This is a genomic window from Micromonospora sp. NPDC049081 (assembly GCF_040648835.1).
Lineage (GTDB): Bacteria > Actinomycetota > Actinomycetes > Mycobacteriales > Micromonosporaceae > Micromonospora > Micromonospora antibiotica.
On record NZ_JBEZEK010000014.1, the window covers coordinates 74,342 to 100,104 of the forward strand.

The 25,763-nt window shown below is 70.6% G+C and carries 18 protein-coding genes and 2 pseudogenes; 11 read left to right on the top strand and 9 right to left on the bottom strand.

Features of this window, described 5'->3' with window-relative positions:
• Positions 1-509: 509 nt before the first annotated feature.
• From AB0B63_RS20585 to AB0B63_RS20600, 4 genes and pseudogenes are all read left to right on the top strand, one after another.
• Positions 510-1,763 (top strand): annotated as a pseudogene (locus tag AB0B63_RS20585) (glycosyl hydrolase family 28 protein); the annotation flags it as partial.
• A gap of 84 nt (positions 1,764-1,847) precedes the next feature.
• A pseudogene (locus AB0B63_RS20590) lies at positions 1,848-2,327 on the top strand (cellulose binding domain-containing protein); the annotation flags it as partial.
• A 507-nt stretch (positions 2,328-2,834) separates the two neighbouring features.
• Complete coding sequence (locus AB0B63_RS20595; RefSeq protein WP_357020994.1) at positions 2,835-4,241, top strand: NAD(P)/FAD-dependent oxidoreductase; 1,407 nt, start codon at positions 2,835-2,837, stop codon at positions 4,239-4,241.
• Between the two features lie 430 nt (positions 4,242-4,671).
• Positions 4,672-5,889, top strand: a complete 1,218-nt coding sequence (locus tag AB0B63_RS20600) for a chitosanase (protein ID WP_357020997.1) — start codon at positions 4,672-4,674, stop codon at positions 5,887-5,889.
• Between the two features lie 50 nt (positions 5,890-5,939).
• Here AB0B63_RS20600 and AB0B63_RS20605 read toward each other — a convergent pair whose 3' ends face one another.
• Positions 5,940-8,294, bottom strand: coding sequence for an AbfB domain-containing protein (locus AB0B63_RS20605; RefSeq protein ID WP_357021000.1), 2,355 nt, complete (start codon positions 8,292-8,294; stop codon positions 5,940-5,942).
• A 361-nt stretch (positions 8,295-8,655) separates the two neighbouring features.
• Between AB0B63_RS20605 and AB0B63_RS20610 the strand changes: the two genes are divergently transcribed.
• The 6 genes from AB0B63_RS20610 (at position 8,656) to AB0B63_RS20635 (ending at position 15,067) form a co-directional block, all read left to right on the top strand.
• Positions 8,656-9,666, top strand: a complete 1,011-nt coding sequence (locus AB0B63_RS20610) for a LacI family DNA-binding transcriptional regulator (RefSeq protein ID WP_357021003.1) — start codon at positions 8,656-8,658, stop codon at positions 9,664-9,666.
• Positions 9,667-9,958: 292 nt separating this feature from the next.
• Positions 9,959-10,813, top strand: a complete 855-nt coding sequence (locus AB0B63_RS20615; RefSeq protein WP_208570260.1) for an ABC transporter permease subunit — start codon at positions 9,959-9,961, stop codon at positions 10,811-10,813.
• Positions 10,810-11,532, top strand: coding sequence for an ATP-binding cassette domain-containing protein (locus tag AB0B63_RS20620; protein ID WP_357021008.1), 723 nt, complete (start codon positions 10,810-10,812; stop codon positions 11,530-11,532). The genes AB0B63_RS20615 and AB0B63_RS20620 overlap by 4 nt, the downstream gene beginning before the upstream one ends.
• Before the next feature lie 88 nt (positions 11,533-11,620).
• Complete coding sequence (locus AB0B63_RS20625) at positions 11,621-12,634, top strand: PhnD/SsuA/transferrin family substrate-binding protein (protein WP_357021011.1); 1,014 nt, start codon at positions 11,621-11,623, stop codon at positions 12,632-12,634.
• Between the two features lie 5 nt (positions 12,635-12,639).
• Entirely contained in the window at positions 12,640-14,127 is a 1,488-nt protein-coding gene (locus AB0B63_RS20630; RefSeq protein ID WP_357021014.1) for an MFS transporter, read from the top strand.
• A 37-nt stretch (positions 14,128-14,164) separates the two neighbouring features.
• On the top strand, positions 14,165-15,067 hold the full coding sequence (locus AB0B63_RS20635; RefSeq protein WP_357021017.1) for an ABC transporter substrate-binding protein: 903 nt from the start codon (positions 14,165-14,167) through the stop codon (positions 15,065-15,067).
• 54 nt (positions 15,068-15,121) lie between these two features.
• Here the strand turns inward: AB0B63_RS20635 and AB0B63_RS20640 are convergent, their stop codons facing one another.
• Positions 15,122-15,736, bottom strand: coding sequence for a DUF1062 domain-containing protein (locus AB0B63_RS20640; protein WP_357021020.1), 615 nt, complete (start codon positions 15,734-15,736; stop codon positions 15,122-15,124).
• A 486-nt stretch (positions 15,737-16,222) separates the two neighbouring features.
• Between AB0B63_RS20640 and AB0B63_RS20645 the strand changes: the two genes are divergently transcribed.
• The gene (locus AB0B63_RS20645) at positions 16,223-16,999 is read left to right on the top strand and encodes a maleylpyruvate isomerase family mycothiol-dependent enzyme (protein WP_357021023.1); all 777 of its coding nucleotides are present in this window, start codon (positions 16,223-16,225) and stop codon (positions 16,997-16,999) included.
• Between the two features lie 241 nt (positions 17,000-17,240).
• On the opposite strand, the gene AB0B63_RS20650 is transcribed toward AB0B63_RS20645, so the two are convergent.
• The 7 genes from AB0B63_RS20650 to AB0B63_RS20680 all read right to left on the bottom strand — a co-directional run bounded on the left by AB0B63_RS20650 (position 17,241) and on the right by AB0B63_RS20680 (position 25,731).
• Complete coding sequence (locus tag AB0B63_RS20650) at positions 17,241-18,449, bottom strand: iron-containing alcohol dehydrogenase (protein WP_208570267.1); 1,209 nt, start codon at positions 18,447-18,449, stop codon at positions 17,241-17,243.
• A gap of 195 nt (positions 18,450-18,644) precedes the next feature.
• On the bottom strand, positions 18,645-20,105 hold the full coding sequence (locus AB0B63_RS20655; RefSeq protein WP_357021026.1) for an NAD-dependent succinate-semialdehyde dehydrogenase: 1,461 nt from the start codon (positions 20,103-20,105) through the stop codon (positions 18,645-18,647).
• Between the two features lie 230 nt (positions 20,106-20,335).
• Complete coding sequence (locus AB0B63_RS20660) at positions 20,336-21,412, bottom strand: ABC transporter ATP-binding protein (protein ID WP_208570269.1); 1,077 nt, start codon at positions 21,410-21,412, stop codon at positions 20,336-20,338.
• Positions 21,412-22,479, bottom strand: coding sequence for an ATP-binding cassette domain-containing protein (locus AB0B63_RS20665; RefSeq protein ID WP_357021030.1), 1,068 nt, complete (start codon positions 22,477-22,479; stop codon positions 21,412-21,414). Before AB0B63_RS20665 ends, AB0B63_RS20660 begins: the two co-directional genes overlap by 1 nt.
• A complete protein-coding gene (locus tag AB0B63_RS20670) occupies positions 22,479-23,396 on the bottom strand; it encodes a carbohydrate ABC transporter permease (RefSeq protein WP_219460361.1) in 918 nt (305 codons plus the stop codon). Before AB0B63_RS20670 ends, AB0B63_RS20665 begins: the two co-directional genes overlap by 1 nt.
• Positions 23,396-24,349: a sugar ABC transporter permease gene (locus AB0B63_RS20675; RefSeq protein WP_208570272.1), complete on the bottom strand. Its 954-nt coding sequence runs from the start codon at positions 24,347-24,349 to the stop codon at positions 23,396-23,398. The genes AB0B63_RS20670 and AB0B63_RS20675 overlap by 1 nt, the downstream gene beginning before the upstream one ends.
• Positions 24,346-25,731, bottom strand: a complete 1,386-nt coding sequence (locus AB0B63_RS20680; RefSeq protein WP_357021034.1) for an extracellular solute-binding protein — start codon at positions 25,729-25,731, stop codon at positions 24,346-24,348. Before AB0B63_RS20680 ends, AB0B63_RS20675 begins: the two co-directional genes overlap by 4 nt.
• Positions 25,732-25,763: the final 32 nt, after the last annotated feature.

A 25,763-nucleotide genomic window follows, 5' to 3' on the forward strand; every position in this document is an offset into this window, starting at 1 on the left:
GTCGCCCCGGGGGTGGCGCGTCATCCAGGTGCGCAACGGCACCGCGGCTGCGGGCCGCCGACGGATGGAGCGCGGTGTCGAACCTCGGCCACGGCCCGATCGCCCTGACCAGGCGACACCGTGGCCCCGCGGCACCGAGTCGGCCGGCAAGCCACCACCCGAACACCCTGGCGGCCAGTCGCCTGCGCGACCGGGCACGCACCCGTCCCGCCCCGTCCCCGAGAAGGGTCCCTATGAGGAACAAACGTCTCGCACTCTGGGCAACGATCGCTGCCCTGTCCCTCGGCGTTGTCGGGGTGGGTGCCCTGGTGGCGCCGGTCTACGGTGCGACCACCGCGGCCGAGGCCGGTGCGTCCGGCCTGGCCGCCGGCGGCTGCGTCGCTGATCCCGCCCTGCGCGGCGCCACGAAGAGTCCGCTCTACACCGTGACGGCGGACGCCACGCCGCTGTTCGTGGAGAAGATGACCAAGTACGCCCCCGAGATGCAGGTGCACTACGCCCACTGCTCCATGGCGGGGGCGGGAACGGCCACCTTCTCGGTCACCGTCGGCGAGGGCTTCAGCTCGTACACCGTCAGCCCCAAGAGCCGGAAGCTCGCCGTCACCCGCAGCGGCAACACCATCACCTTCACCAGCGGGCCGAACTACCTGATCGTCCAGTTCGACACCAAGGAACTGCTGTTCGTCCTGATCGACGCGCCCGAAACGAACGCACCCCAGGTGGGGGACGCCAACGTCAAGAACCTCGCCGACTACGGCGTCGACAACACCGGGGCGACGCTGGTCACCTCCAAGATCCAAAGTGCCATCAACGCCGCGTCCGGGGCGACCCGCAACGTCCTCTACGTGCCGCCGGGCCGGTACCTGGTCGGTGAGCTGTGGATGAAGAGCAACATGACCCTGTACCTGGCAACCGGTGCGGTCCTCTACGGCTCGAACCAGAAGGCGGACTTCAACACCGGCAGCGGTGGGGTGAACATCGAGGGCATGCAGCACGCCTCGCTCCGGATGTTCCAGGTGCGGAACGCCAAGCTGCTGGGTGGCGGGGTCATCGACGGCAACGGGAAGTACCTGCGGGCCCAGGGCATCAACCTGGCCCTGCTGAAGATCGAAGAGAGTTCCGACATCCTGGTCGACGGCATCACCGTCCGCGACTCCAGCTACTGGAACACGCTCGTCTACCGCAGCGACCGGGTCACCATCAGGAACTACAAACTCATCAACTGCCGGCCCACGACGGGCTACAACAACACCGACGGCGTGGACTTCGACGAGTCGACCAACAGCCTGCTGTCCAACGCGTTCCTCTACACCGGTGACGACAACATGGCGACCAAGAACGAGTTCGCCAACAGCGGCACGGTCAACACCAAAAACGTCGTCCACGAGCACATCGTCTGCTACAGCAACTCCGCCTGCGCGAAGATCGGCACCAAGACCGAGGGAACGTCCATGGACGGTGTCGTCTTCCGCGACATCGACGTGGTGAAGGCGGGACGCTCGATGGTGATCGACGCGGTCGACACCGCCGTCGTGTCGAACACCCGGTGGGAGGACGTCAGGGTCGAACAGACCGACAGTCTGATCGACCTCCAGGAAGACCGGCCACCGTCCTGGCGAACGGTGAAGAACACCTCGACGATCCGCAACGCCTACTTCACGAACGTCTCCTCGGACGTGAAGAAGATCGTCAACCTGCACGGACGCTCGTCGAGCGTCAACATCAGCGGCGTGCACTTCAGCAACTTCACCGTCCAGGGCAGGCCGGTCACCAGCCAGACCGACTCGGACGCGACCTGGAACATCAACGCCTATGTCTCGAACATCACCTTCTCCACGACCCCCCCGACCACGCCGCCGCCGACGACCCCGCCGCCCACCACGCCTCCGCCGACCACGCCGCCCCCGACCACTCCGCCGCCCACCACGCCTCCGCCGACCACGCCGCCCCCGACCACTCCGCCGACCACCACGCCGCCCCCGACCACCACGCCGCCGCCGAGCCAGCCCGGCGCCTGCGAGGTGGGCTACACGATGAACTCCTGGAGCGACGGGTTCACCGCCAGCATCCGCATCACCAACCGGGGCACCTCGGCGATCGACGGCTGGACCCTGGCGTTCACCCTGCCCAACGGGCAATCCGTCACCAACGGCTGGAACGCCACCTACACCGGTTCCAGCGGTCAGGTCTCCGCCCGCAACGTCTCGTACAACGCGACGCTGGCAGCGGGCGGGTCCACCGACATCGGCTTCCAGGCCACCCACACCGGCAACACCGGCGAGCCCGACTCCTTCACCCTCAACGGCATCAGCTGCGCCATCTCCTGACCTGACCAGCGAACCGGCCGGTGTGGCCGCATCCCGTCTCGGGACGCGGCCACACCGGCCGCCGTAGGGGCGGGTGATCCGGTGCACCACCGGTGCCGGTGCGCGCGCTGAGCACGGTGCGTCCGCCCGGGTCATGCCCCGGTCGACCCGGGCGGGATCGCGTCCGGCCCGATGGCGCGTCCCCGTCGACCGCGGCGGGCGGCAGTTTGTTCACAGCATTGGAATACCGGAGTTAACCCGGTTCTCGGTTTATCGCGTAATCGAGACGATCGTCGATGTATTCATGTACGATCGTCTATCGCTGACGTACGAGGACGGGGATCTTCCGTGCTGCATGGCCGATGCCACCCCTGATGTCGGCTGCGGCCCTGGTCGCACCAATGGAAGCGTGCCGCCGGTGTCCGGCTGTGGCGGCTGGCTGAGCCGCAGTTCGACTCCTGGGGAAAGACGTCGTCTTCGCATCGTCGGCGACCCCATCCATGGCCAGAACGGCGAGGTGGCAGTGACATGAAGGTTCTCGTAATCGGCGGTGGCCCGGCTGGTAGCACCGCGGCGACAGCGATGGCCCAGTCCGGACTCGACGTGCAGCTCATCGAGAGCGCCCACTTTCCGCGATACCACGTGGGTGAGTCGCTCACGCCGTCGTGCCGGGTGGTGCTGGACGTCATCGGCATGTCGAAAGTCATCGACGACTATGGTTTCGTGAAGAAGAACGGCGGCGTCATCCACTGGGATGACGACCAGTGGGCGTTCGACTGGCAAGAACAGTCCGGAGTGCAGTCGTGGCAGGTGGATCGCAGCGAGTTCGACGCGCTGCTGCTGGAACACGCCCGCCAGAACGGGGTTGCCGTCACCACCGGCGTCACCGGTCGTTCAGTGCGGTTCGCCGACGGCCGGCCCGTGGCCGTGGAGTGCTCCTCGGAGCACGGTGAATCGTTCACCCTGGATGATTTCGACTTTCTGGTCGACGCCACCGGCCGTAACGGGCTGCTCAGCACCCGTCACTTCGGCAACCGTGAGCCGCTGAGCAACCTGCGGAACGTCGGCATCTGGGGCTACTGGACCGGCGCCAGGCTGCTGCCCGAAACGCCGACCGGAGGAATCAACATCATTTCCTCGCCAGAGGGTTGGTACTGGGTGATCCCCATGGCCGGCGGACGGATGAGTATCGGTTACGTCACCACCAAGGACGCCTTCGCCCGTGACCGTTCCGAGCATCCGTCGTCGGACGACCTGTACCGGCACCTGATCGCCGCCTCGCCGACCGTGGCGGACCTGACCGCCGGGGCGGCGTTCCTGGGCACCACCAGGGTCGAGACCGACTACTCGTACATCGCGGATCAGTTCTGCGGGCCGGGTTACGCGATCGTGGGCGACGCCGCGTGCTTCCTGGACCCGCTCCTGTCCACCGGCGTGCATCTGGCGCTCTACAGCGCTCTGACCGCGGCGGCGTGCGTCGCTTCGATGGACCGTGGCGAGGTCAGTGAAGCGGAGGCCCTCAGGTTCTTCGAATTTGCCTACCGTCGTGCGTACATGCGTCTCTTCGCGCTGGTGAGCATCATGTACGAGCGCTATCTCGGTAAGGACGGCTTCTTCCGCACGTCCGACCGGTTGATCGGAGACGAGCAGGCCGCGCAGGCGGACGAAGGTGTCTCCTCCCGTTCCTTCGCGGAGATCATCGGTGGCCTGTCCGACCTGCGTGAGGCGGCCAACTCGTCCACCCGTGTCATCACCGATCAACTGCGGGACGAGGCGGTGCGGGTGCAGCTGCGGGCCGTGCGCGCACCGGACTCCGTCGGGCCCGACTTCACCCCGGTCCGTGGCAACCCGCTCTCCGATGCGGAGTCGGCCGACTACCGCCTCGTCACCAGCCCGCACCTCGGCCTTGAGCGGGTCCGTGAGACGCCTGCCTGAAAGCGCTCACGGTCGCTCCCACCCTGTCCCGACGCCCCGCGCCTGACCCGGGCTCGGCCGGCTGCGCCTGACCCGGGCTGGGCCGGCTGCGCCTGACCCGGGCTGGGCCGGCTGTGCCTGTCGTGCAGGTCGTGACGTGCCGACAGTGCGCGCCCAGGTCATGGTCGCGTAGCTGACCGTGGTTGCCCTGGCCGTGCGGCCAGGGCAACCTGGGGGCTGTACGGCCAGGACGACCCGGGGCCGTGCGGGAGGGGGCGCCGGGTCGGGCCGGCGTTGCGGCCTCGTGCGGTCTTCCTCCCTGTTTGACAGCCGATGGACGTACTGCTAGTTGTTAATAGAGTTTCCTAATTCTTGCGGTGCCCGCCTGGGCGAACGTCGCGTCCGGGCACCGACCGGCCGGCGGCCTGCCGCCCTTCCCCCGAGGAACGCCATGGTGCGCAGAAGAACAGTCGCCTACACGGTGGGCACCCTGCTGACCGGCATCGCGGCGGTCGGCTACGGCCTGCCGTCGGCCAGCGCCGCGGCCGCCGGCCCGATCACCGGTCTGGCCGGTAGGTGCGTCGACGTGGCCGGTGCCAACCCGGCCAACGGCACGGCGGTGCAGCTCTACGACTGCAACGGCACGGCGGCCCAGACGTGGACGGTGGGCAACAGCGACAGCTCGATCCGCGCGCTCGGCAAGTGCCTCGACGTCACCGCCGCGTCGACCACCAACGGCACCAAGATCCAGCTGTACGACTGCAACGGCACCGGCGCCCAGAAATGGACCGCCGCCGGTGGCGGCGCCCTGGTCAACCCCGCCTCGGGCAAGTGTCTCGACGTGACCGACCACAGCACCGCCAACGGCGCCCGACTACAGATCTGGACCTGCGGTGGCACCGCCAACCAGCAGTGGACCCTCCCCGGCGGCGGCACCCCCACCCCGACCCCGACCGCCACCGCCCCGGCCGGCACCAACCTCGACGACCCGGCGAAGAAGGACGTCGCCATGCAGCTCGTCTCGGCGGCCGAGAACTCCTCGCTCGACTGGCGCGCCCAGTTCTCCTACATCGAGGACATCGGCGACGGTCGGGGCTACACCGCCGGCATCATCGGCTTCTGCTCCGGCACCGGCGACATGCTCGAACTGGTCCAGGCGTACACGAACACCAAGCCCGGCAACGTGCTGGCCGGCTACCTGCCGGCGCTGCGCGCCGTCAACGGCACCGCGTCGCACGCGGGCCTCGACCCGAACTACCCCCGCGACTGGCGCACCGCCGCCAACGACCCGGTGTTCCGCGCCGCCCAGGAGGCCGAACGGGACCGGGTCTACTTCACCCCGTCGGTCCGCGACGGGAAGAACGACGGGGTCCGGGCACTCGGCCAGTTCGCCTACTACGACGCGGCCGTCATGCACGGGTACGAGGGCATGCGGCAGATCCGCAGCCGCGCCCTCACCCGGGCGAAGCCCCCGGCGCAGGGCGGCAACGAGCGGACCTGGCTCAACGCGTTCCTCGACGAGCGGGTCGTCGAGATGAAGAAGGAGGAGGCCCACTCGGACACCTCCCGCGTCGACACCGCCCAGCGGGTGTTCCTCGACAACGGCAACTTCGACCTGAACACGCCACTGGTCTTCGCCGTCTACGGCGACCAGTTCCGCATCGGCTGAAACGTGCGGTCCAGGGCGTCGGCGCGGTGCCGGCGCCCTGGACCGTTCCCTCAGGGTGCCCAGGGTGTCGTGACGTTCCAGGTGCTGTCCGCGGCCCACAGCACGGGTGTGTTCCACGCCGAGCCGCCCGTGCCGTCACTCAGCCAGACCTCCGAGTTGAAGTGCCGCAGGTACCTGCCCCGGAAGTTGTAGGACTCCAACGAGACCCCGCCCCCGCCGACCCCGACCCGGGCACACCAGGTGGCGTCCGCGCGCAGCAGCGCCGAGCCGTCGTCCGGTGAGTTGCGTACGCGCGACTCCTGGTGCCGGAGGAACTGCCCGGGGAAGTTGACCGACTCGAATGAATAGCACGCCGCGTCGGCCAGACCCGCCCGGACCGTGTACGTCGCGTCGTTCCTGAGCACCGCCGAGCTGTTGGCGTCCACGACCTCGGTGTAGGCGAGGCTGTCCCGGTGCCGCAGGAACCGGTTGGTGTACCCGGGAGTCGTCACCTGTAGGGAACGGCGGGTGTTCAGCGGCAGGGCCACCGGTGCCGAGCTGCCGACCGTCCTCGACGCGGCGATGAGGGCCAGATTCGCGGCCCGCACCCGGGCCTGGTCCATCTTGACCACCTGCCGGTCGTAGGTGAGGAATCCGTTCAGCTCACCCTCCTGGTCGGTGATCTCGGTGTAGACCGAGGCGCTGAGCCCTTTGCCGATCATGAGGTTCTGGGTGCCCTGCACCAGGCCGACGTAGCGGTCGGTCAACGCGGTCGCGTTCGGCTGCCACTCGTAGGCGAAGAAGCTGCCGTTCGGGCTCCACTCGTGTCCGGGCGCGCGCAGGCCGAGGCCGCCGAACTCACCGAGCACGGCGATCCGGCTGCCCGACGGCACCGGTGAGCCCGGCCCCAGGTAGACGTGCCAGTCGTCGATGTCGCCGTTGCCGGGATCGCCCAACGACTGGCAGCAGTTGTGGCCGCTGTGCGCGTTGACCAGCCGGGTCGGGTCCTGGGTCTTGACGGCCTGGGCGACCCGGCGGGTGTCGGCCAGCGCCCGCTCACCCCACCCCTCGTTGTAGACGGTGTAGGTGACGACGGCCGGCGAGCTGCGATGCTCGTTCACGATCTCGCGGGCCTCGGCTTCGAGCTGCGCCTGCTGCGCGTCGGTCGCGTTGATGTCCTGCGCGGTCAGGGACGGGACGTCCTGCCACACCAGCAGACCGAGCCGGTCGGCGTGGTAGAACCAGCGCTGCGGCTCGACCTTGATGTGCTTGCGCACCATGTTGAAGCCCAGGTCCTTGTGTTTTTGCAGGTCGAAGGCGAGCGCGGCGTCGGTCGGCGCGGTGTAGAGCCCGTCCGGCCAGAAGCCCTGGTCCAGCGTGCCGGCCTGGAAGACGAACTGGCCGTTGAGCTTGGGCCGTAGGACACCGTTGACCACGCCGGTGCTGATCTCGCGCATCCCGAAGTAGTGGGTGGTCCGGTCGACCTGACCGCCCGCGGCATTACGCAGGGTGATGCGCAGGTGGTAGAGGAACGGGTCGTCGGGCGACCAGCGGCGGGCGTTCGGCACGGGCACCGCGAACTCGGTGAAACCGCCGGTGGCGGAGCCGACCACGGTGGTGCCGTCGAGCGCTTCGGCCAGGACGCGGTGACCGCTGACGTCCCCCCGGGTGAAGACCCGCACGCGCAGGGTGTCGTCGGCCAGCCTCGGGGTGAGGTCGACGCTGCTGATCGAGGCTGTCGGCACCGGTTCCAGCCACACGGTCTGCCAGATGCCCGAGCTGGGCGTGTAGAAGATCCCGCCGGGCTGCTTGGTCTGCTTGCCGATCGGCGGCAGACTGCCGTTCTGCCGGCTGTCCGTCGGGTCCCACACCTTCACCACGATCTCGTTCGCGCCGCCGCGCAACGGCGCGGTGACGTCGAGGGTGAAGGCGTCGTAGCCACCGGTGTGACCACCGACGGCCACCCCGTTGACCCAGACGGTGGTCTGCCAGTCCACCGCGCCGAAGTGGAGCAGCACCCGGCGTCCGTTCCAGCTCTCGGGCACCGTCACCACCCGCCGGTAGAACAGGTAGTTGCGGTTGTCGCCGGCGGCGCGCTGCACCCCGGACAGGGCGCTCTCCACCGGGAACGGCACGTTGATCCGCTCGGGCAGTTCGGTGCCGAACGCCGGGGCGTCGTCGGTGGCGGACTGGCGTAGTTGCCATTCGCCGTTGAGGTTGAGCCAGTCCGACCGGGTCATCTGCGGTCGTGGGTACTCCGGCAGTGGTGTGCCGACGAGTGCCTGGGCGGTCCAGGGGGTGGTCAGCGGTGGGTTCTTGGCCGGTACGGCGCGCGCCGGGGTGGCCGGCGCGGCGAGCAGGCCGGCGACCAGGGTGAGGACGAGTAGCAGGGGGGCGGCGAGGCGGACGGGATCGGGACGTGTCATGCCGTCTCCATCGGACGGGCCGTCAGGGCCGAACTGCGCCGCCGGCGGCTGGCGGTGGGTGTCGGGCGGCCGGTCAGGTCACGTCCGGTCCCCAGGCCGGGCGCGGACGTCGGGGGAAGTCCCGGGCGACAGGTGGCAGTCGGCAGAACTTCCGGGCGGTGTGTATAACGTTATAGATCCCCGGCGGACAACGCGTCAATCCCCATCCGTCGATGCGTTGCCGCCCGCGCGTCCGCCACCCGGATCGGTAGCCTCATCTCCGCACCGCCGCGCTGTGCCCGGTGGACGTCGGCGTCGCTCCGGCGGTCGCGGAGCGGCGGTGCCGGCAACCGGTCGACGGTGCAGGAGGCGGGGACGGCAGATGGGTGTCAGCCTGAAGGACATCGCCGAGCGGGCGGGAGTCTCCCTCGCCACCGTCTCCAACGTGGTCAACGGCTACCGGCCGGTGGGGGAGGTCACCCGGCAACGGGTGCAGCGGGCCATCGACGAACTGGGCTACACCCCCAACCTGAGCGCCCGGCACCTGCGCCGTGGACGCACCGGGTTGATCGCGCTGGCCGTTCCCGAGTTGACCAATCCGTACTTCGCCGAACTGGCGGACGTGGCCATCCGCGAGGCCGCCGGCCTCGGGTACACGCTGCTGATGGAGAACACCGCCGCCGAGCGCGGTGCCGAGTTGGCCCTCCTGGAGGGGGCGCAGCGGCACCTCATCGACGGCCTCATCCTCAGCCCGGTGGCGATCGGTCGGGAGGAGGTGCTGGCCCGGCGGGCCCGGATGCCGTTGGTCCTGATCGGGGAGGGGGTCTACGACGTGCCGTACGACCACGTCGCGATCGACAACGTCGCGGCGAGCCGGACGGCGACCGCGCACCTGGTCGCGCTGGGCCGTCGGCGGATCGCGTTCGTCGGCGCACCGCCGGGGGGCGACCGGCAGTCCGCGCACCTGCGCATCCGTGGCTACCGGGAGGCGCTCGACGCGGCCGGGATCCCGTTCGACCCCGGTCTCGTCGTACCCACGGAGCAGTTCGGTCGAGCGGACGGCGAGCACGCGATGCACCACCTGCTGAGCCTGGACCATCCTCCCGATGCCGTGCTCGCCTACAACGACCTGACCGCCATCGGCGCCCTGCGAACGCTCGCCCGGTCCGGGGCGGGAGTGCCCGACGACGTGGCGGTGGCCGGCATCGACGACATCGAGGAGGGACGCTTCAGCAATCCCACCCTGACCACCGTCGCCCCGGACAAACGCGCGATCGGCCGGTCGGCGGTGCGTCGGTTGGTGGCCCGCATCGAGGGGGAGGGGGGTCCGCCGATGCACGTGCAGCCCTCCTTCCGCCTCATCGAGCGGGAGAGCACCGGCCCGGCGCGCTGACCGGCCCCTTCCGGGGTGCCCGGTGTGTCGTCCCGCAGGCGGGTGGTCTCTCCCGCGTGGGCACCGGCGCGGCCGGGGCCCGGCAGGAGGCCGTGCCCTGCGGGCAAGCGACGGTAACTCGTTGCTCACGGGTGACTACTCCACAAGCACTCTCCCGCCAGGTGAGACAGCATTGCAAGCCTACTAATCCTATCGGCAGGATAGGAAATCAAAGGGCTGGCGTTGTCGTGCTGGTCATTGGTCTGCCGGGGTGGAGAACGACGCGCCCCACGTACCGAAAGATGGGATGTCGATGACCGTCACGCACCCCGTCGGTGCCGAGGAGGTCGTGCTCGGCGGCGGCCGGTCGCCCGCACCGCCGGACCGCCCACCCGCCACCGGCACCGCCGCACGCCTCACCCGACCACTACCCGCCCTGCTGCTCGTCGGCCTGCTCGCCGCCGGCTGGCAGCTCATGGCACACACCTCCGACAGCGCCCTGATCCCCGGCCTCGGCGACATCGCCCGCAACCTGGCCGACATCACCACCAGCGGCGCGCTGGGGGAGAACGTCCGGGTCACCCTCACCCGCGTCACCCTGGGCTTCGCCGCGGCATTCGTCGTCTCCGTCGCCGCCGGCATCGCGATGGGCCGCAGCGAATGGCTCCGCCGCTTCCTGGAGCCCGCCGTACTCATCGGACTGGCCACCCCCGGCCTGGTCAAAGCCCTGCTGTGCGTGATCTGGTTCGGGGTCAGCCTGGTCAACCCCGTCCTCACCGTCGCGCTCGCGGCAGCACCCGCGCTGACCATCAACATCGCCCAGGGCGTCCGCGCGGTCGACCCGGCGCTGGGCGAGATGGCCCACGTCTACCGGCTCGACGCGCTGACCCGGCTGCGATACCTGTGGCTGCCCGCCATCGTCCCCGACCTGTTCACCGGAGCCCGACTGGGCATCGCCATGGCCTGGAAGGTCATCGTGCTGGTGGAGATCTTCGGCCTCGCCGACGGCGTCGGCTACCAGCTCAACCTGGAGTTCTCCCAACACAACGTGGCCGGCGTACTCGCCTGGACCGTCGCCTTCGCCCTGGTCATGGCCGCCATCGAGTACGGGCTGCTACAGACCCTGGAACGCCGCGCGGTGCGCTGGCGGCGGGTGGCCCTGCGATGAGCACCCGGATCAGCCTCGACGGCGTCGACAAGACGTTCACCAACCGGCGCACCGGCGAACGGCAACAGATCTTCCGCGACTTCTCCCTCACCCTCGCCCCCGACGAACTGGTCGCCGTGGTCGGCGGCTCCGGCACCGGCAAGACCACCCTGATGCACCTGATCGCCGGCCTGGAACGCCCCGACCGGGGCACCGTCTCCACCGGCGGCACCCGACCCCGCCTCGGCATGGTGTTCCAACAACCCCGGCTGCTGGACTGGACCTCCGTCGAGACCAACGTACGGCTCGCCGCGACGGCAGCCGGCATCGACACCACCGAGGTCGCCCCGATCCTCGACGCCGTCGGCCTGACCGACTACGCCCGGTCGTACCCGTCGGTGCTCTCCGGCGGGCAACGCCAACGCGTCGCCGTGGCCCGCGCGTTCGTCGTCCGACCCGAGGTGCTGCTGCTCGACGAACCGTTCAGCGCCCTGGACGAGCTGACCGCCCGCCGCCTGCGGCTGCTGCTGCAACAACTCTGGCTGCGGACCCCGCGCACCGGCCTGCTGGTCACCCACAACGCGCTGGAGGCCGCGTTCCTCGCCGACCGGGTGGTGGTGCTCGGCGGACGCCCCGCCGAGGTGGTCGGGGAGTACCGCATCGACCGCCCGCGCCCCCGAAGCCCCGAGGACCCCGAACTGTTCGACGTGCACCGCCGCATCGTCGCCGCCCTCACCTGAACCCGCCCGACCCCGCAGCGCGGCCACCGGCCCGCCGCCATCACCCGCGCGCCGGGCACCCACCCTGAACCACCTGGAAGGAACCCCCGTGTCCACGACACCCCTCACCCGACGATCCCTGCTGCGTGCCGCCGGGCTCCTCGCCGGCGGCGCCGGCGCGGCCACCCTGCTGACCGCCTGCGGCGCCGACGAGCCGGCCGCCGCCGGCACCCGTAGCGCCAAGGTGCAGCCCCGCAGCCCCGGCACGGCGGGGGCGATCCGCGACTCCGTGGCCGAGCAGTTCGCCCTGGAGAGCAAGCACGGGCTCCGCCTCGACCGCAAGGCCGGCGGCGGCCCCGGCGCGGGACAGGAACAACTGCTCACCGGCGTGCTCGACATCTACGCCTTCGGCCCGCTCGGCGCGACCGAGGTGAACACCAACGGCCACGACGTGGTCATCGTCGGGCCGTCGCTGTGGAACCACGGCCGCTGGATCGTCCCGGCCGACAGCCCGTACCAGAGCATCGCCGACCTCAAGGGCAGGAAGGTCGGCGTGCAGCCACCCAGCAGCGACACCTACCGGGCGGCGGCCCTCGCCGCGGCCGTCAACGGCATCCGCTTTGACCGCGAGTTCAAGCTGTTCACCGGGCAGCCCATCGCCAACCTCGCCCTGTACGAACGCGGCGACCTTGACGCGATCATCGCCATCGAACCCAACGCCACCCGCCTGGTCGGCTCCGGAAACCGGCAGCTCGCCTCCGTCGACGAACTGTGGCGCACGGGCACCGGCGACAGCAGCCCGCTGTTCCTCAACGGCACCGCCGTACGCCGCGACTGGCTGGCCGCCAACCGGGAGACCGCCAGGGCGTACGTCGACTTCACCCTGGAAGCCTGGCAGCTGATCAAGAAGGACCCCACCCTGATCGGGAAGTACCACGCCGACTACGGCGTACCCGCCGACGAGAAGAAGGCCATCGAACTACTGCCGGAACGGCTCGCCCCGGTCTACGCCGACGTGTGGGACGACACCGTCTTCGCCAACCTCGACAAGCAGATCGACCTGGCCGTCGAGGTCGGCGTGCTCAAGAAGCGGGCCGACAAGCCGGTGTACGAGAAGCTCTGACCCCGATGACCCTGCCCTGGCGCAGCCGCGCCGCCCTGCTCGTGTGCTGCGGGACGCTGTTCCTCGGCGTCCTCGACGGCGCGGCGCTGAACCTGGCCCTGCCGTCGGTGCAACGCGAACTGCGCCTCAGCACGGTCGAGTTGCAGTGGGTGGCCACCAGCAACGCCCTGGTCCGGGCCAGCCTCACCCTGCTCTGCGGCGCGATCGCCGACCGCTACGGGCGACGGCGGATGTTCCGCGTCGGGCTGCTCGTGTTCGTCGGGGGGTCGCTGCTCTGCGCGGCGGCCCCGCACGCACCCGCCCTGATCGGCGCCCGGGGCGTGCAGGGCGTCGGGGGCGCGTTGATGGCCCCGCCCGCCCTCGCCCTCATCGCCAACCTGTTCCCCGACGCGCTGCGGCGCGGCCGGGCGCTGGGCACCTGGAGCGCGACGGCCGGAGTCTCCGCCGCCTGCGGGCCCCTGGTCGGCGGGCTCCTGGTGCAGGCCGCCGGCTGGCGCAGCCTGTTCGCCGTGAGCGTCGCCGGCGCGGCGCTGCTGTACCTGGGCACCCGACTGCTACCCCCGGGCGTCGTCGACGGGCCACCCCGACGCCTCGACGGGCTGGGCAACACCCTGGCCGCCCTGGTCCTGGTCGGCTTCACCTTCGCACTCATCGACGGCCCCGGCCGGGGCTGGCTGACCGGCCCGGTCCTGGTCGCCGTCGCCGTGGCGGTCGCCGCCGCCGTCGGCTACCTGCCGGCCGCCCGCCGCCGCCCCGACCCGGTGCTCGACCCGCAGCACCTGGCGGTCCCCGCCCTGCGCGGCGCGGTCCTCACCGCGATCGTGGCGTACCTGGCGCTGGGTGGGTTCACCTTCGTCAACACCTTCTACCTGCAACAGGTCCGCGGATACAGTCCGCTGGCCACCGGCCTGCTCACCCTGCCGACCACCCTCGGCACACTCGTGCTCGCCAACGTCTCCGGCCGGTTCGTCGGCCGGCACGGCGGCCGGCTGCCCGCCACCGTCGGGCACCTGTCGTTCGTGGCGTCGATGACCCTGCTCGCCCTGACCGTCACCACCGACGCGGGCCTGACCCCGCTGCTCGTCGGCTACCTCCTGCTCGGCGCCGGCATGGGCCTGGTCAACCCGCCGGCCACCAACACCGCAGTGAACAGCCTGCCCCGCGACCGGGCCGGGGTGGCCAGCGCCATCACCAGCGCCTCCCGGCAGATCGGCACCAACCTCGGCGTCGCCGTCCTCGGCGCGGTGGTGGTGTCGGTACTGGCCCTCACCGGCCAGCCCACCGACGACATCGCCCGTGTCGCCACCGAGGCGGGCGACGACTTCACCACCGCCCTGCGCGTCGCGTACGGGCTCGTCGCGGCCACCGCCGCGTACTGCGCGTACGCGACGTGGCGGCTGTTGCGACCGCCGTCCGCCCCGACCCCGGGGGAGGAGGTGATGGGGATCGGGGCCACCTCGACGGCACCACCGACCGCCACACCCGCCCGATAACGCACAGCACGACACCAGCACAGAAGGGACCACCACGGTGGCACTCAAGAAGGTCCGGAGCGTCCGCAGCGGCGCCATCTTCACCCTGCCGTACCTCGTCGGCCTGGAGCACGGCTACTTCGCCGAGGAGGGCATCGACCTGGAACTGGTCGCCCCCGGCTCGTACGATGCGGTGCTCAAGCCGATCGAGGAGCACGAGCTGGTCAGCTCGTTCGGCGGCATCTCCACACCGTTCGAGAGCGGCGACGTCTCCCTCTACCGGGCCTGCGAGTGGGGGCAGATCCGCCGCTCCCACGACAGCGGACGCGGCGGCCAGATCATCGCGAAGCGGGCCTCGGTGGCCAGCCAGGCGATCTTCGTGCGGCCCGACTCCGACATCAAGCACCCGCAGGGCCTGGCCAACCGGACCGTCGGCGTCAACTTCCACCACGGCTCGCACTACCTGGCCATCCAGTCCCTGGAGGGTTTCCTGGAGTCCGACGAGATCAAGGTGGTGCACGCCGGCGGGCCGGCCGAGCGGTTCCGCAAGCTGCGCGACGGCGAGATCGACGCGGTCGCGCTGATGGAGCCGTGGACCACCGCCGCCGAGAAGCTCGGGTACGTGCTGATCACCGAGGCGTTCTACGTCGGCTCGGAGATCGCCAGCGCCGACGTCGACCCGGAGACCTTCGCCGCCGTCGACCGGGCCGTCCGCCGGGCCGTCACGAAGATCAACGAGGACATCCGGCCGTACCTGCACCACTTCGTCGCCGAGGTCCCCGAGGACCTGGTGAAGCTGGAGCCGGCCGACTTCCGGCTGGGCCGGCTGCGCTACGTCGACCCGGAGCCCTACCCCGAGGCCGAGTTCGAGCGCACCTACCGGTGGATGGTGAAGTGGGGCCTGATCACCCCCGAATCGACGTTTACCTCCATCGTGGACAACCGGGTCGTCTCGGTCTGACCCGCGCGCGGGGCCGGCCCGGCCGACGACGTCCGGCCCGGCCCCGCACCGCGGTCAGCCCCCGTCCGACGACGAAACCGTCGGGCCGGACCCGCGCCGGCCACCACCGCCTTCGACCGGCCCACCCCCGCCGGGACGCGAACCGACGTCGCCGGGTGACCGGGGCGGGGCGACGACCAGGAAGGTGAAATCCTCGCGGGCCCTGGCTCCGACGGGCAGGGGCAGGCGGATGCGCCCGGAGTCCACCATGCCCCGCAGGGCGGGACGACTCAGGCCGAACCCGGCGGTGAGCAGCTTCTCGACCCGGACGGGCGCCGGCAGCTCGAACCTGACGACGACCTCCAGTGGCGCGGCGTCCGCATCCTGCAGGTCGTAGAACGGCAGGTCGGTGTCCAGCTGCCAGGTGCCGGTCCAGTCGAGCTGGTGGCCGGCCCGACGGGCGAGTGTCGCGTCCATGGTCAACTGTCGCACCACGGCCGGATCGTTGTTCTCGAACAGCCGCAGCCGTTCGTTGTCCAGTGCCCGCACGTTGACGCGTTCGTGGACGGGAATCTTCGACGTGCGACCGCACCGGTCGCAGCAGATCAACAACCACACGTCGAGCAGCTTGTGGTTGGCGTTGACCCGGACCTTGCCGGTGGGGTGGTGCCGGGCGGACCTGCACGACACGCAGGACCTGACGATGGCGGGTAGTCCGAGCTCGCTGACCACCCACAGCGCTTTGCGGTCGATGCCGGGCCCATGGCCGTGGGCCGGCACGCGGAGATGGCGGGAACTGTTCATGGCTTCGGCGATTCCAGGGTCTAGGCAGGAGACGCCCGGGGGTGCGATGGCACGCCGGGGGTGCGTCCCGGATCCGGTGGCGGGCAGCCGGCATCTCGGCGGGGAGCATGCCGGCTGGCGCGACGTCGCAGATCACGTCGCGTGAAGGAAGCCCGCACCGGTCACCCGGTGCGGGCTTCGAGTGGCACGACGAATGAGACGGGGAGCTGACTCGAACCCGTCGTCATCGCGCACGTGCGCACTGGTCACCGACCCATGCGCGTCAGCATGGTCAACCCGCGCGACGAGGGACAACCGGTTTTCCGTGCGACCCCGCCGCCCGGAAGACGAAATCCACTGTCGGTCGTGGCCGGGAGGTAGTAGAAAGCTGCCGTGAAAGAGACTCTGGAGTTCGCTGACCTGTTGCGCCTGATGGACGAACGATCGGGCGCGTTCCGGGCGGCGGTCGCGACGGCACCCAGCCTCGACGTGCGGGTGCCGACCTGCCCGGAGTGGACGCTGTTCGACCTGGTGCAGCACCTGGGCGAAGGGCGACGCAGGTGGGCCGCCATCGTGGCCGCCGGCCCCGCCGACGCTCCACCGGCGATGTCCGCCCCGGTGGTTCCCCGGGAGCGCGAGGCGCTGCTGGACTGGTTCGCCGCGTCGACGAAGGAACTGCTCGACGCGCTGCGCGATGCCGGCCCGGACCGCGGTTGCTGGACGTGGTGGGGTCCGTCGCAGTCGCCGCAGACGACCGGCGCCGTCGCCCGACACCAACTCCAGCAGGTCGCCGTGCACACCTACGACGCCCAGGCCGCGCTGGGCACCCCGCAGCCGCTGCCGGACGAGGTGGCCCTCGACGGTGTCGACGAGTTCCTGACCACCTGCGTCGCGACGACCATCGCCTGGCCGCACCAGCCCGCGGTCGTCGACTACCACGCCACCGAGGGCCGGTCATGGCGAACCTGGTTCTCCGCCGACGGCGCCCGGACCGCCCGCCTCCCCACGCCGGTCGCCGTCGAGGACCCGCAGCTGGCCTATGTCTCCGCCCGGGGCACGGCCCACGAGCTGGTCCTGTTCTGCTACGGCCGGATTACGATGGATTCGCTGCGGGTCGACGGCGACCGGCGTGTCTTCGACCAGTTGATCGCCTGGGAGCCGGAGGAGTAGCACGCGACGACGGACCCACCCGCCGTGCGCCGACCTCGGCGCACGGCGGTGGACCCTGGCAGCTCGGCTCGGCTCGGCTCGGCTCGGCTCGGCTCGGCTCGGCTCGGCTCGGCTCGGCTCGGCTCGGCTCGGCTCGGCCCGGCCCGGCCCGGCCCGGCCCGGCCCGGCCGGACAGCGGACGGAGCCGCGCCGCGACGACCTCCCCGACGGGGGCCGCCGCCCACGCAGTACCGGCGCCGGGTCAGGCCCGGTCCCCGGCCCAGGCCGCCTCCAGGATCGCGGTCAGGCTCGCGGTGTCGGTCGGGCCCGGATGGTTCTGGATCAGGCGGGTGACGCCACCTGCCATCTCCGCGAAGCGGGGAAGATCGGCGCGGGCCACCCCGATGTCGGCCAGGGTGGGTGGGATGCCGATGTCGGCGAGGAGCCCGTCGAGCCAGCTGAGGAACGTGTCTGCGGCCTCGGTATCCGAGGCGTCGGCGACGTCGAGCCCGCACACCCCGGCGAGGACGGCCAACCGGTCGCCGACAGCGTTTCTGGCCGCACGCAGCGCGTAGGGCAGCAGCAGTCCGACACCCAGACCGTGCGGCGTGTGCGTGGCCGCGCCGATGGGGTACTGGAGCGCGTGCGGGGCCGCGTTGCCCGCGTGGGAGAAGGCGAGCCCGGCGAGCACCGACCCGTAGGACATGTCCGCCCGCGCGTCGGTGTCGCCGCCGTCCCTGACGGCACGACGCAGGCTCCGGGCGATCCGCTCGGCGGCCCGCAGCGCGTAGTGGTCGGTGACCGGGTTGCGGCCGAGGAACACCTGCTCCACCGGATCGCGCGGTCCGTGGGGCCGGGGCCGCGCCGTGTAGCTCTCCACCGCGTGGCAGAACGCGTCGATGCCCGAGTGTGCGGTGACGGTCGCCGGGCAGGTGTAGGTGAGTTCGGGGTCGACGATGGCGAAGTCGGGCACGATGTGGACGCTGGAGACCCCCACCTTCAGCGCACGGTCCGGGTCGGTCAACACCGAGACGGGGGTCAGCTCGGAACCGGTCCCCGACGTCGTGGGGACCGCGACCAGCGGAATCGTCGGCCCCGGCACCCGCGCCTCACCGTAGAAGTCGCGCGGCGTCCCACCGTGCCGCCGGATGACCCCGACGATCTTGGCGAGGTCGATCACCGTGCCACCCCCGACGGCGAGGATCACGTCGGCGTCCACCGCGGCGGCGGCCGAGACCGCCAGGTCGACATCGGTGAGCGGTACGTCCGGGGTCGCGTCGGAGAACACCTCGACGACCTCGACCCGCTCCCGTACGGCGGCCACGATCCCGGCCACCCCCGGCTGCCCCAGCAGGATCCGGTCGGTCACGATGAGGACCCGCGAGCCACTCTCGGCCACCACCCGGGGGATGTTCTGCGCGACCCCTTCGCCGACTATCAACTGGCGCGGTCCGCGGACGGTCTCAAGCATGTCGGTGCCTCTCCGGAACGTCGGCGGCGATGTGCTGGGCGGACCGCCAGGTCACCTGCGGGACCCCGACGGCGTCGGTGAGGTCGGCCGCCCGGGCGGCCCGGACGGCGCGGACGCCTCCCGGGCGGGGACCGGGCAGGTCGGACGGGCACCGGACGCGACGATCTCCGGTGGATACCCGGGGCGGGAGGCCGGTCACGGGAGGTCGATCGCCGCGTAGGTGAGGTCGAGGTACTCCAGGATGCCCTCGTGCGACCCCTCCTTGCCGATCCCGGACTGCTTCACGCCACCGAACGGGGCCGACGGGTCCGAGATCAGGCCACGGTTGATGCCGACCATCCCGGTTTCCAGCCCCTCGGCGAACCGGAGCGCCCGCCGCAGGTCACGGGTGAAGACGTACCCGACGAGGCCGTGCTCGGTGTCGTTGGCCCTCGCCAGCACCTCGTCGTCGGACGTGAACGAGATGATCGGCGCCACCGGGCCGAAGATCTCCTCCCCCAGCATCCGCGCCTCCCCGGGCACGTCGACGAGGACCGTGGGCGGATAGAAGTGCCCCGGCCCGGCCGGACGCTCACCACCCACCAGGACCCGGGCGCCGCGACCGACCGCGTCGGCGACCAGCTCGTCGATCCGGGTGACCGAGGCATCGTCGATCAACGCCCCGACGTCCACACCGTCGTCGAGACCGGGGCCCACCGACAGCGCACCCATCCGCTCGACGAAACGCGCCGTGAACTCCTCGCGTACCGGCTCCTCGACGTAGATCCGGTTGGCCGCGACGCACGACTCCCCGATGTTGCGCATCTTGGCCACCATGGCACCGTCCAGCGCGACGTCCAGGTCGGCGTCGGCACACACGATCAGGGCCGCGTTGCCGCCCAGTTCCATCGAGGTACGCAGCACGTTGTCCGCGGCCTGCCGGAGCAGCACCCGCCCGACCTCGGTCGAGCCGGTGAACGACAGCTTGCGGGTCCGGGCGTCGGCCAGCAGCGCGGAGACCACCGCGCCGGAACGCCTGGTGGTCACCACGTTGACGACCCCCGGGGGTACGCCGACCTCTGCCATGATGCGGGCCAGCAACAGCATGGTCAGCGGTGTCTGGGCGGCCGGCTTGGTGATCGTCGTGCAGCCTGCGGCCAACGCAGGGGCGATCTTGCGGGCACCCATGGCCAGCGGAAAGTTCCACGGCGTCACGAAGACGCACGGTCCGACCGGCTTCGGCACGGTGAGGATGCGGTATCCACCCGCAGGGGCGGTGCTGTAACGCCCCTCGACCCGTACCGCCTCCTCGGCGAACCACCGGAAGAACCCGGCGCCGTAGGCCACCTCCGCCCGGGCCTCGGCGAGCGGCTTGCCCATCTCCAGCGTGATCAGCCGGGCGACCTCCTCGGACCGTTCGGTCAGCACCCGGTACGTCGCGGTCAACAACTCCGACCGTTTCCGTGGCGGGGTCGCCGCCCACTGCGCCGCCGCCCCGCTCGCCGCGTCCAGGGCGGCCAGCCCGTCGGCGACGTCGGCGTCCGCCACCTCGGCGATGGTCCTGCCGGTGGCCGGGTCCTCGACGGCGAAGGTGACGCCGCCCGTGGCGTCGCGCCAGGCGTCGCCGATTCGCAGCCGTCGGTGCTCGGGGGCCAGAACGTCCATCGGGTCACTCATTGCGTCGCCTCCTGTGCTCGTCGTGGTGCTGTCCGGGTGCCCGGCGATCGCGCCGCGCGCAGTCGGACGGGTCACCCGCCCCCGCCGGGGCGCGGTTGGAAGATGGCTTCGTCTGCGGTGCCGCCCGCACCACCGACCGCCCTCGCGGGCGCTGGTCGTCAGGCCGTGCTCACCGGTGACGCTCCACGGGGGTACCTGGCGGCGCCTGGTGCCGGTGCCGCCCGACGTGGCTACCGCCCGGCCTCGGACAGCGACAGCCCGGTGCCCGCGTCGAACAGGTGCGCCCGGTCCAGGTCGACCGCGACGAGCACCTGTTCGCCAGGCGTACCGGTGATGGTGGGTCGAGACTTGACCTTGAGGATCTGCGCCCCGACCCGGACGTCGACCACCGTGCGGTCGCCGAGCGGCTCCAGCCCGTAGAGCTCTCCCGGCAACGTGGCGCTTGCGCGCCGCTCGACGGACAGGTCCTCCGCACGCAGGCCCAGCAGCAGCGGGCGGCCGTCCTGCGCGGCGGCCCAGCGGGGCCGCGGCAGCGTCCAGCCTGCCGCACCGACCAGGCGGTCCCCCTCGGCGTGGCAGGGGAGCAGGCTGATCGGCGGGCTCCCGACGAATCCCGCGACCCACTGGTTGGCGGGACGCTCGTACACCTCGGTCGGGGTGCCTACCTGTTGCACCTTCCCCTCCTTGAGGACCGCGACCTGATCGGCCATGGACAGCGCCTCGACCTGGTCGTTGGTCACGTAGACGAAGGTCGCCCCGAGGCTGCGGTGGATGCGGGTGAGCTCGGTACGCATCTCGACGCGGAGCTTGAGGTCGAGATTGGTCAGCGGCTCGTCCATGAGGAACGCGCGGGGGCTGCGCACCAGCGCCCGGGCCAACGCGACCCGCTGCATCTCACCGCCGGACAACTGCGCGGGACGACGGTTCAGCAGACGCCCGATGTGCAGCAGGTCCGACATCCGCTCGACGGCGGCGGAGATCTCGCCCGACGGACGGCGGCGGGCCCGCAACGGTGATGCGATGTTCTCGTACACCGTGTGTCGCGGGTAGAGGGCGTAGTTCTGGAAGACCATCGCGAGGTCACGGGCGGCCGGGGCGTCGGTGGTCGCGTCCCTGCCGTCCAGGTGCACCGTTCCGGCGTCGAGCCGGTCGAGGCCGGCGATCGCCCGCAGGGTCGTCGTCTTGCCCGCCCCGGAGGGCCCGAGCACCACGAAGAACGCGCCGTCCGGCACGTCCAGCGTCACCCCGTCCAGGGCCTGGACCTTACCGAAGGACTTGCACAGCCCCTGTACCGCAACGGTTCCCATCAGGCCACCAGCTCTTCCGTGCGTACGTCGTAGACCGCCGGTGTCCCGCCGGTGTGCCGCAGCCCGACCTGGGCGTCGGCGGCGAACCGGACCGTCGGTGGCATCCGGACCCGGACGTCGCGTCCGCCGCTGTGGTCGACCACGTAGATGATCTCGTCGCCCAGCCACTCCGCCGACACCACGCGGGCCGGGACCGACCGGTCCGCCCCCGGTGCGGTGACCTCCAGCGCCTCCGGCCGGACCCCGGCGACCAGTGGGCGGTCGCGGGGCAGGCCGGGCGGTGGCGTGAGGACCAGTCCGCCCTGACCGTGCAGCTTCCCGTCGGCCACCTCCACCTCGATGAGGTTCATCGGTGGGGAGCCGATGAACGCCGCGCAGAACAGGCTCGCCGGCCGGTCGTACACCTCGAGCGGGGTGCCGATCTGCTCGACACGGCCCTTGTTGAGGATGGCGATGCGGTGACCGAGCGACATCGCCTCGACCTGGTCGTGGGTGACGTAGACCATCGTCGCCCCCAGCTCCCCCTGCAGGTGCTTGATCTCGGTGCGCATGTCCGCCCGCAACTCGGCGTCCAGGTTGGTGAGGGGTTCGTCCATCAGGAAGGCGCGCGGCCGGCGCACCAGGGCGCGGGCGAGCGCGACCCGCTGCTGCTCTCCGCCGGAGAGCTGACGGGGCCGCCGGTCCAGCAGCGGACCGAGCCGCATCAGCCGGGCCGCCTCCTCGACCCGCGCCTGCACCTCGTGCTTGGGCAGTCCCTCGGCCCGCAGCGGGAACGCCAGGTTGTCGCGGGTCTTCAGGTGCGGGTACAGCGCGTAGAACTGGAACACCATGGCGATGTCGCGTTCGGCCGGCGGCAGGTCGTTGACCAGCGTGTCGCCGATGCGGATGTCGCCGCTGGTCTGCCGCTCCAAACCGGCGATCGCCCGTAGCGTGGTGGTCTTGCCGCACCCCGACGGGCCGAGCATCACGAACAGCTCGCCGTCGCCGATGGACAGGTCGACGTGCTCGACGGCGACCGTGCCGTCCGGGTAGCGCTTGTGCAGGGCGCTCACCTCGATGCCCGCCATCAGCGTCGCACCGCCCCGAGGGTCACACCGGCGACGAGGTGCCGGCGGACCAGGTAGGCGAAGACGAGCACCGGCAGGGCGAACACCACCGAGGCGGCGGCGACCAGACCCCAGTCGACGGTGGTGCCGCCGATCAGGCCGGCGATGGCCGGTGGTGCCGTCCGTACGTCGTCGCTGGAGGTGAGGAAGATGGCGAACACGAACTCGTTCCACGAGAAGATGAGCGCGAAGACCGCCGTCGCGGCGATGCCGGGCACGAGCAGGGGCAGGGTGAACTTCCCGAACGCCTGCAGGCGGCTGTAGCCGTCGAGCATGGCGGCGTCCTCGTACTCGGCGGGCACCTCGTCGACGAATCCCTTCATCATCCAGATCGTGAACGGGACGTTGAACGCGGCGTAGATGAGGATCAGGCCGAGCTTGCTGTCGATGAGTCCGACCTGGCGGTACATGAGGAAGATCGGCACCACGACCACCACGGGCGGCATGAAACGGGTGGACAGGATGAAGAACAGCTGGTCCTTCTTGGCCTTCAGGGTGAAGCGGGAGTAGGCCCAGGCCGCCGGCACCCCCAGCACGGTGGCCAGCACCGTGGACACCCCGGCGACCACCACGGAGTTGAGGAACGCCACGGACAGGGCCGAGCGGCCACCGTCGGCGCCGACGAAGACGTCCCGGAAGTGGTCGAGGGTGACCGTGAAGCCGAAGAACTCGGCCGGCACGGCGTAGACGTCCCGGTTCTCCTTGATGGACGTCTCGATCATCCAGAGCACCGGGAAGAGCATCACGACGGCCAGCACGGTCAGCAGCACGACCTCCAGTACCGACCGGCCACGGCCCCGACGGCGTACCCGGCGTGCGGGGGGCGGGCGGTCCGGGGTCGGGCCCGCGGACACGGCCTCGTCGACGGAGACGGCCATCAGCCCTCCTTGAGCTTGTTCAGGTAGCGCAGGTAGAGCTGCGTCAGGACGATGACGACGAGGACCATGAGGATGCCGTACGCCGAGGCGGTGCCGGTGTTGAAGCCCAGGAACGCGACCTTGTAGACGTGGAACGACAGCGTCTCGGTGGAGACCCCCGGTCCTCCGCTGGTGAGGATGTAGACGAGGTCGAACAGCCGGAACGCCTCGATGGCCCGGAACAGCACGGCGATGAGCAGCAGCGGCCAGACCAGCGGAAGGGTGATGGTGCGGAACCGGAACCACTCGGACGCCCGGTCGATCGAGGCGGCCTCGTACAGGTACTTCGGGACGGCGGTGAGGCCGGCGAGCGCGATGAGCATGATGAACGGCGTCCACTGCCAGGTGTCGACGACGATCAGGGAGACCAGTGCGGTCCGCTGCCGGGTGAGCCACTCCACCTGTCCCAGACCCAGTGAGCCGAGCATGCTGTTGACCACGCCGAACTGCGCGTCGAGCATGAACCGCCAGAACAGCCCGACCACGACCGGCGACAACATCATCGGCACCAGGAACAGGGTGGTCAGCACTCCGCGCCCGTGGGTGCGCCGGGAGATCAGGTAGGCGATGGCGAAGCCGAGCACGGTCTGCAGGGTGACCGCGCCGACCACGTAGATCAGCGTGGTCAGGGCCCGCTGGTGGACCTGCGCCGAGGTCAGGATGGCGGTGTAGTTGCCGAACCCGACGAACCGGGCGGGCCCGCCACGGGTGGCCGAGTAGTCGGTGAACGACAGGTACAACGCCCACAGCAGCGGGAACACCGACATGCCGAGCAACAGCAGCAGCGCGGGGGAGACGAAGACCACGGCGAGGCCACGGTCGCTGAGCCGGCGGCGGGACCGGCCCGGTGCAGGTGGCGTCGCGGACACCACCTGCCCGGGGCGGTCGGTCGTCAGCGGGACGGGGTCTTTCACAGCCCGCCGCCGCCCTTGCGGTTGCTGGAGTCGAGTACGCCCTGCTGCTCCCGGGCGATGTCGTCGAGCGCGGCCTTCGGGTTCTTCGCACCGTTGAGGGCCGCGTTGACGCCGGTGTTCTCGATGTCGACCAGACGCGCGTACTCGGGCACGTTCCACATGTCCCGCATCCGCGGCACCGAGTCGGCGTACACCTGGTTGAACGGCCCGGCGTTGAGGAACTCGGGTGACTGCAGGGCATCCGTACGCGCGGGCACGCCACCGGCCGCGGCCCACTTCTTCTGCACGTCGGCCTGCTCGAACCACCGCATGAAGTTCAGCGCCTCGGCCTGCTGCGCCGAGGGGGAGTAGGCCGACACGTGCATCCCCATCCCGCCGAGCGGGACCAGGTTCGTCTTCTGGGTGGGCAGGGTGGCGAACCCCAGCTTGCCGAGGATCTGCTCCCGGCTGGTGCCGAGCGTCGACTGCTTCGGGTCGAGCAGGCCGCCGCTGGCGGCGATCCAGTTGAACGCGATGCACGCCTTGCCCTGGGCGACTGCGGCGTTCACCTCGTCGATGAACCAGTTGCCGGAGCCCTTGGCGGTCAGCGGCTTCATCTTGTTGACCAGGACGTCCATCGCCTCGTGGCCCGCGGTGTCGTTGAGGACGCCGTCGATCTTGCGGTCCTTGGCGTTCCAGAGGTTGCCGCCGTAGACGCCGTTGACCGTGTTGTAGGTGACGGCTGCCGCGTCGGAGCCGTTGGCCTGGTGGAAGGCCAGCCCGCTGACGCCCGGGTTGTCCGCCTGGCACTTCGCGGCGACCGAGATCATCTCGTCCCAGGTCTGCGGGGGCTTGTCGCCGATCAGGTCCTTGCGGTAGATCATCGTCCAGGTGTCGCCGAGCAGCGGCAGCCCGTACAGACTGGCGTTCTCGTCGCGCTTGCCGGTCTCGGCCTGCGGGAACTGGCCGTACGCCGCGAGCAGGTACGGGTTGTAGGCGTCGACGTCGATGTTCTTCTTGACGAAGTCGGTGAGGTCGAGGATGTTGCCGTTCGTCACGGCCTCGCCGATGTGTTGCGAGTCCAGGATCGCGATGTCGAAGTCGGTCTTACGCGCGGCGAACTGGGTGAACATCGCGTCGTGCCAGTTCGCGTTCGGCACGGTGTTGACCTTGATGGTGGCGTTCGGCCGTTCCTTCTTGTACTCCGCGTTGGCGAAGTCCTCCAGGGCGTGGGCGGGGGGCCAGTCGAACCAGATGAAGCTGAGGGTCAGCGGGTCCTTGGTGAGTTCCGGGATGGTCGCCGGTGCCTTCGGGGCGCTCGCCTTCGTGTCGTCGTCCTGGCCGTCGCCGCAGGCGGCCAGGGTCGTGGCCAGCAGGAGCATGGCCGCCGTCGCCAGCCGCACCTTTCGGCCGGAAACGGATGTTCGTCCAACTC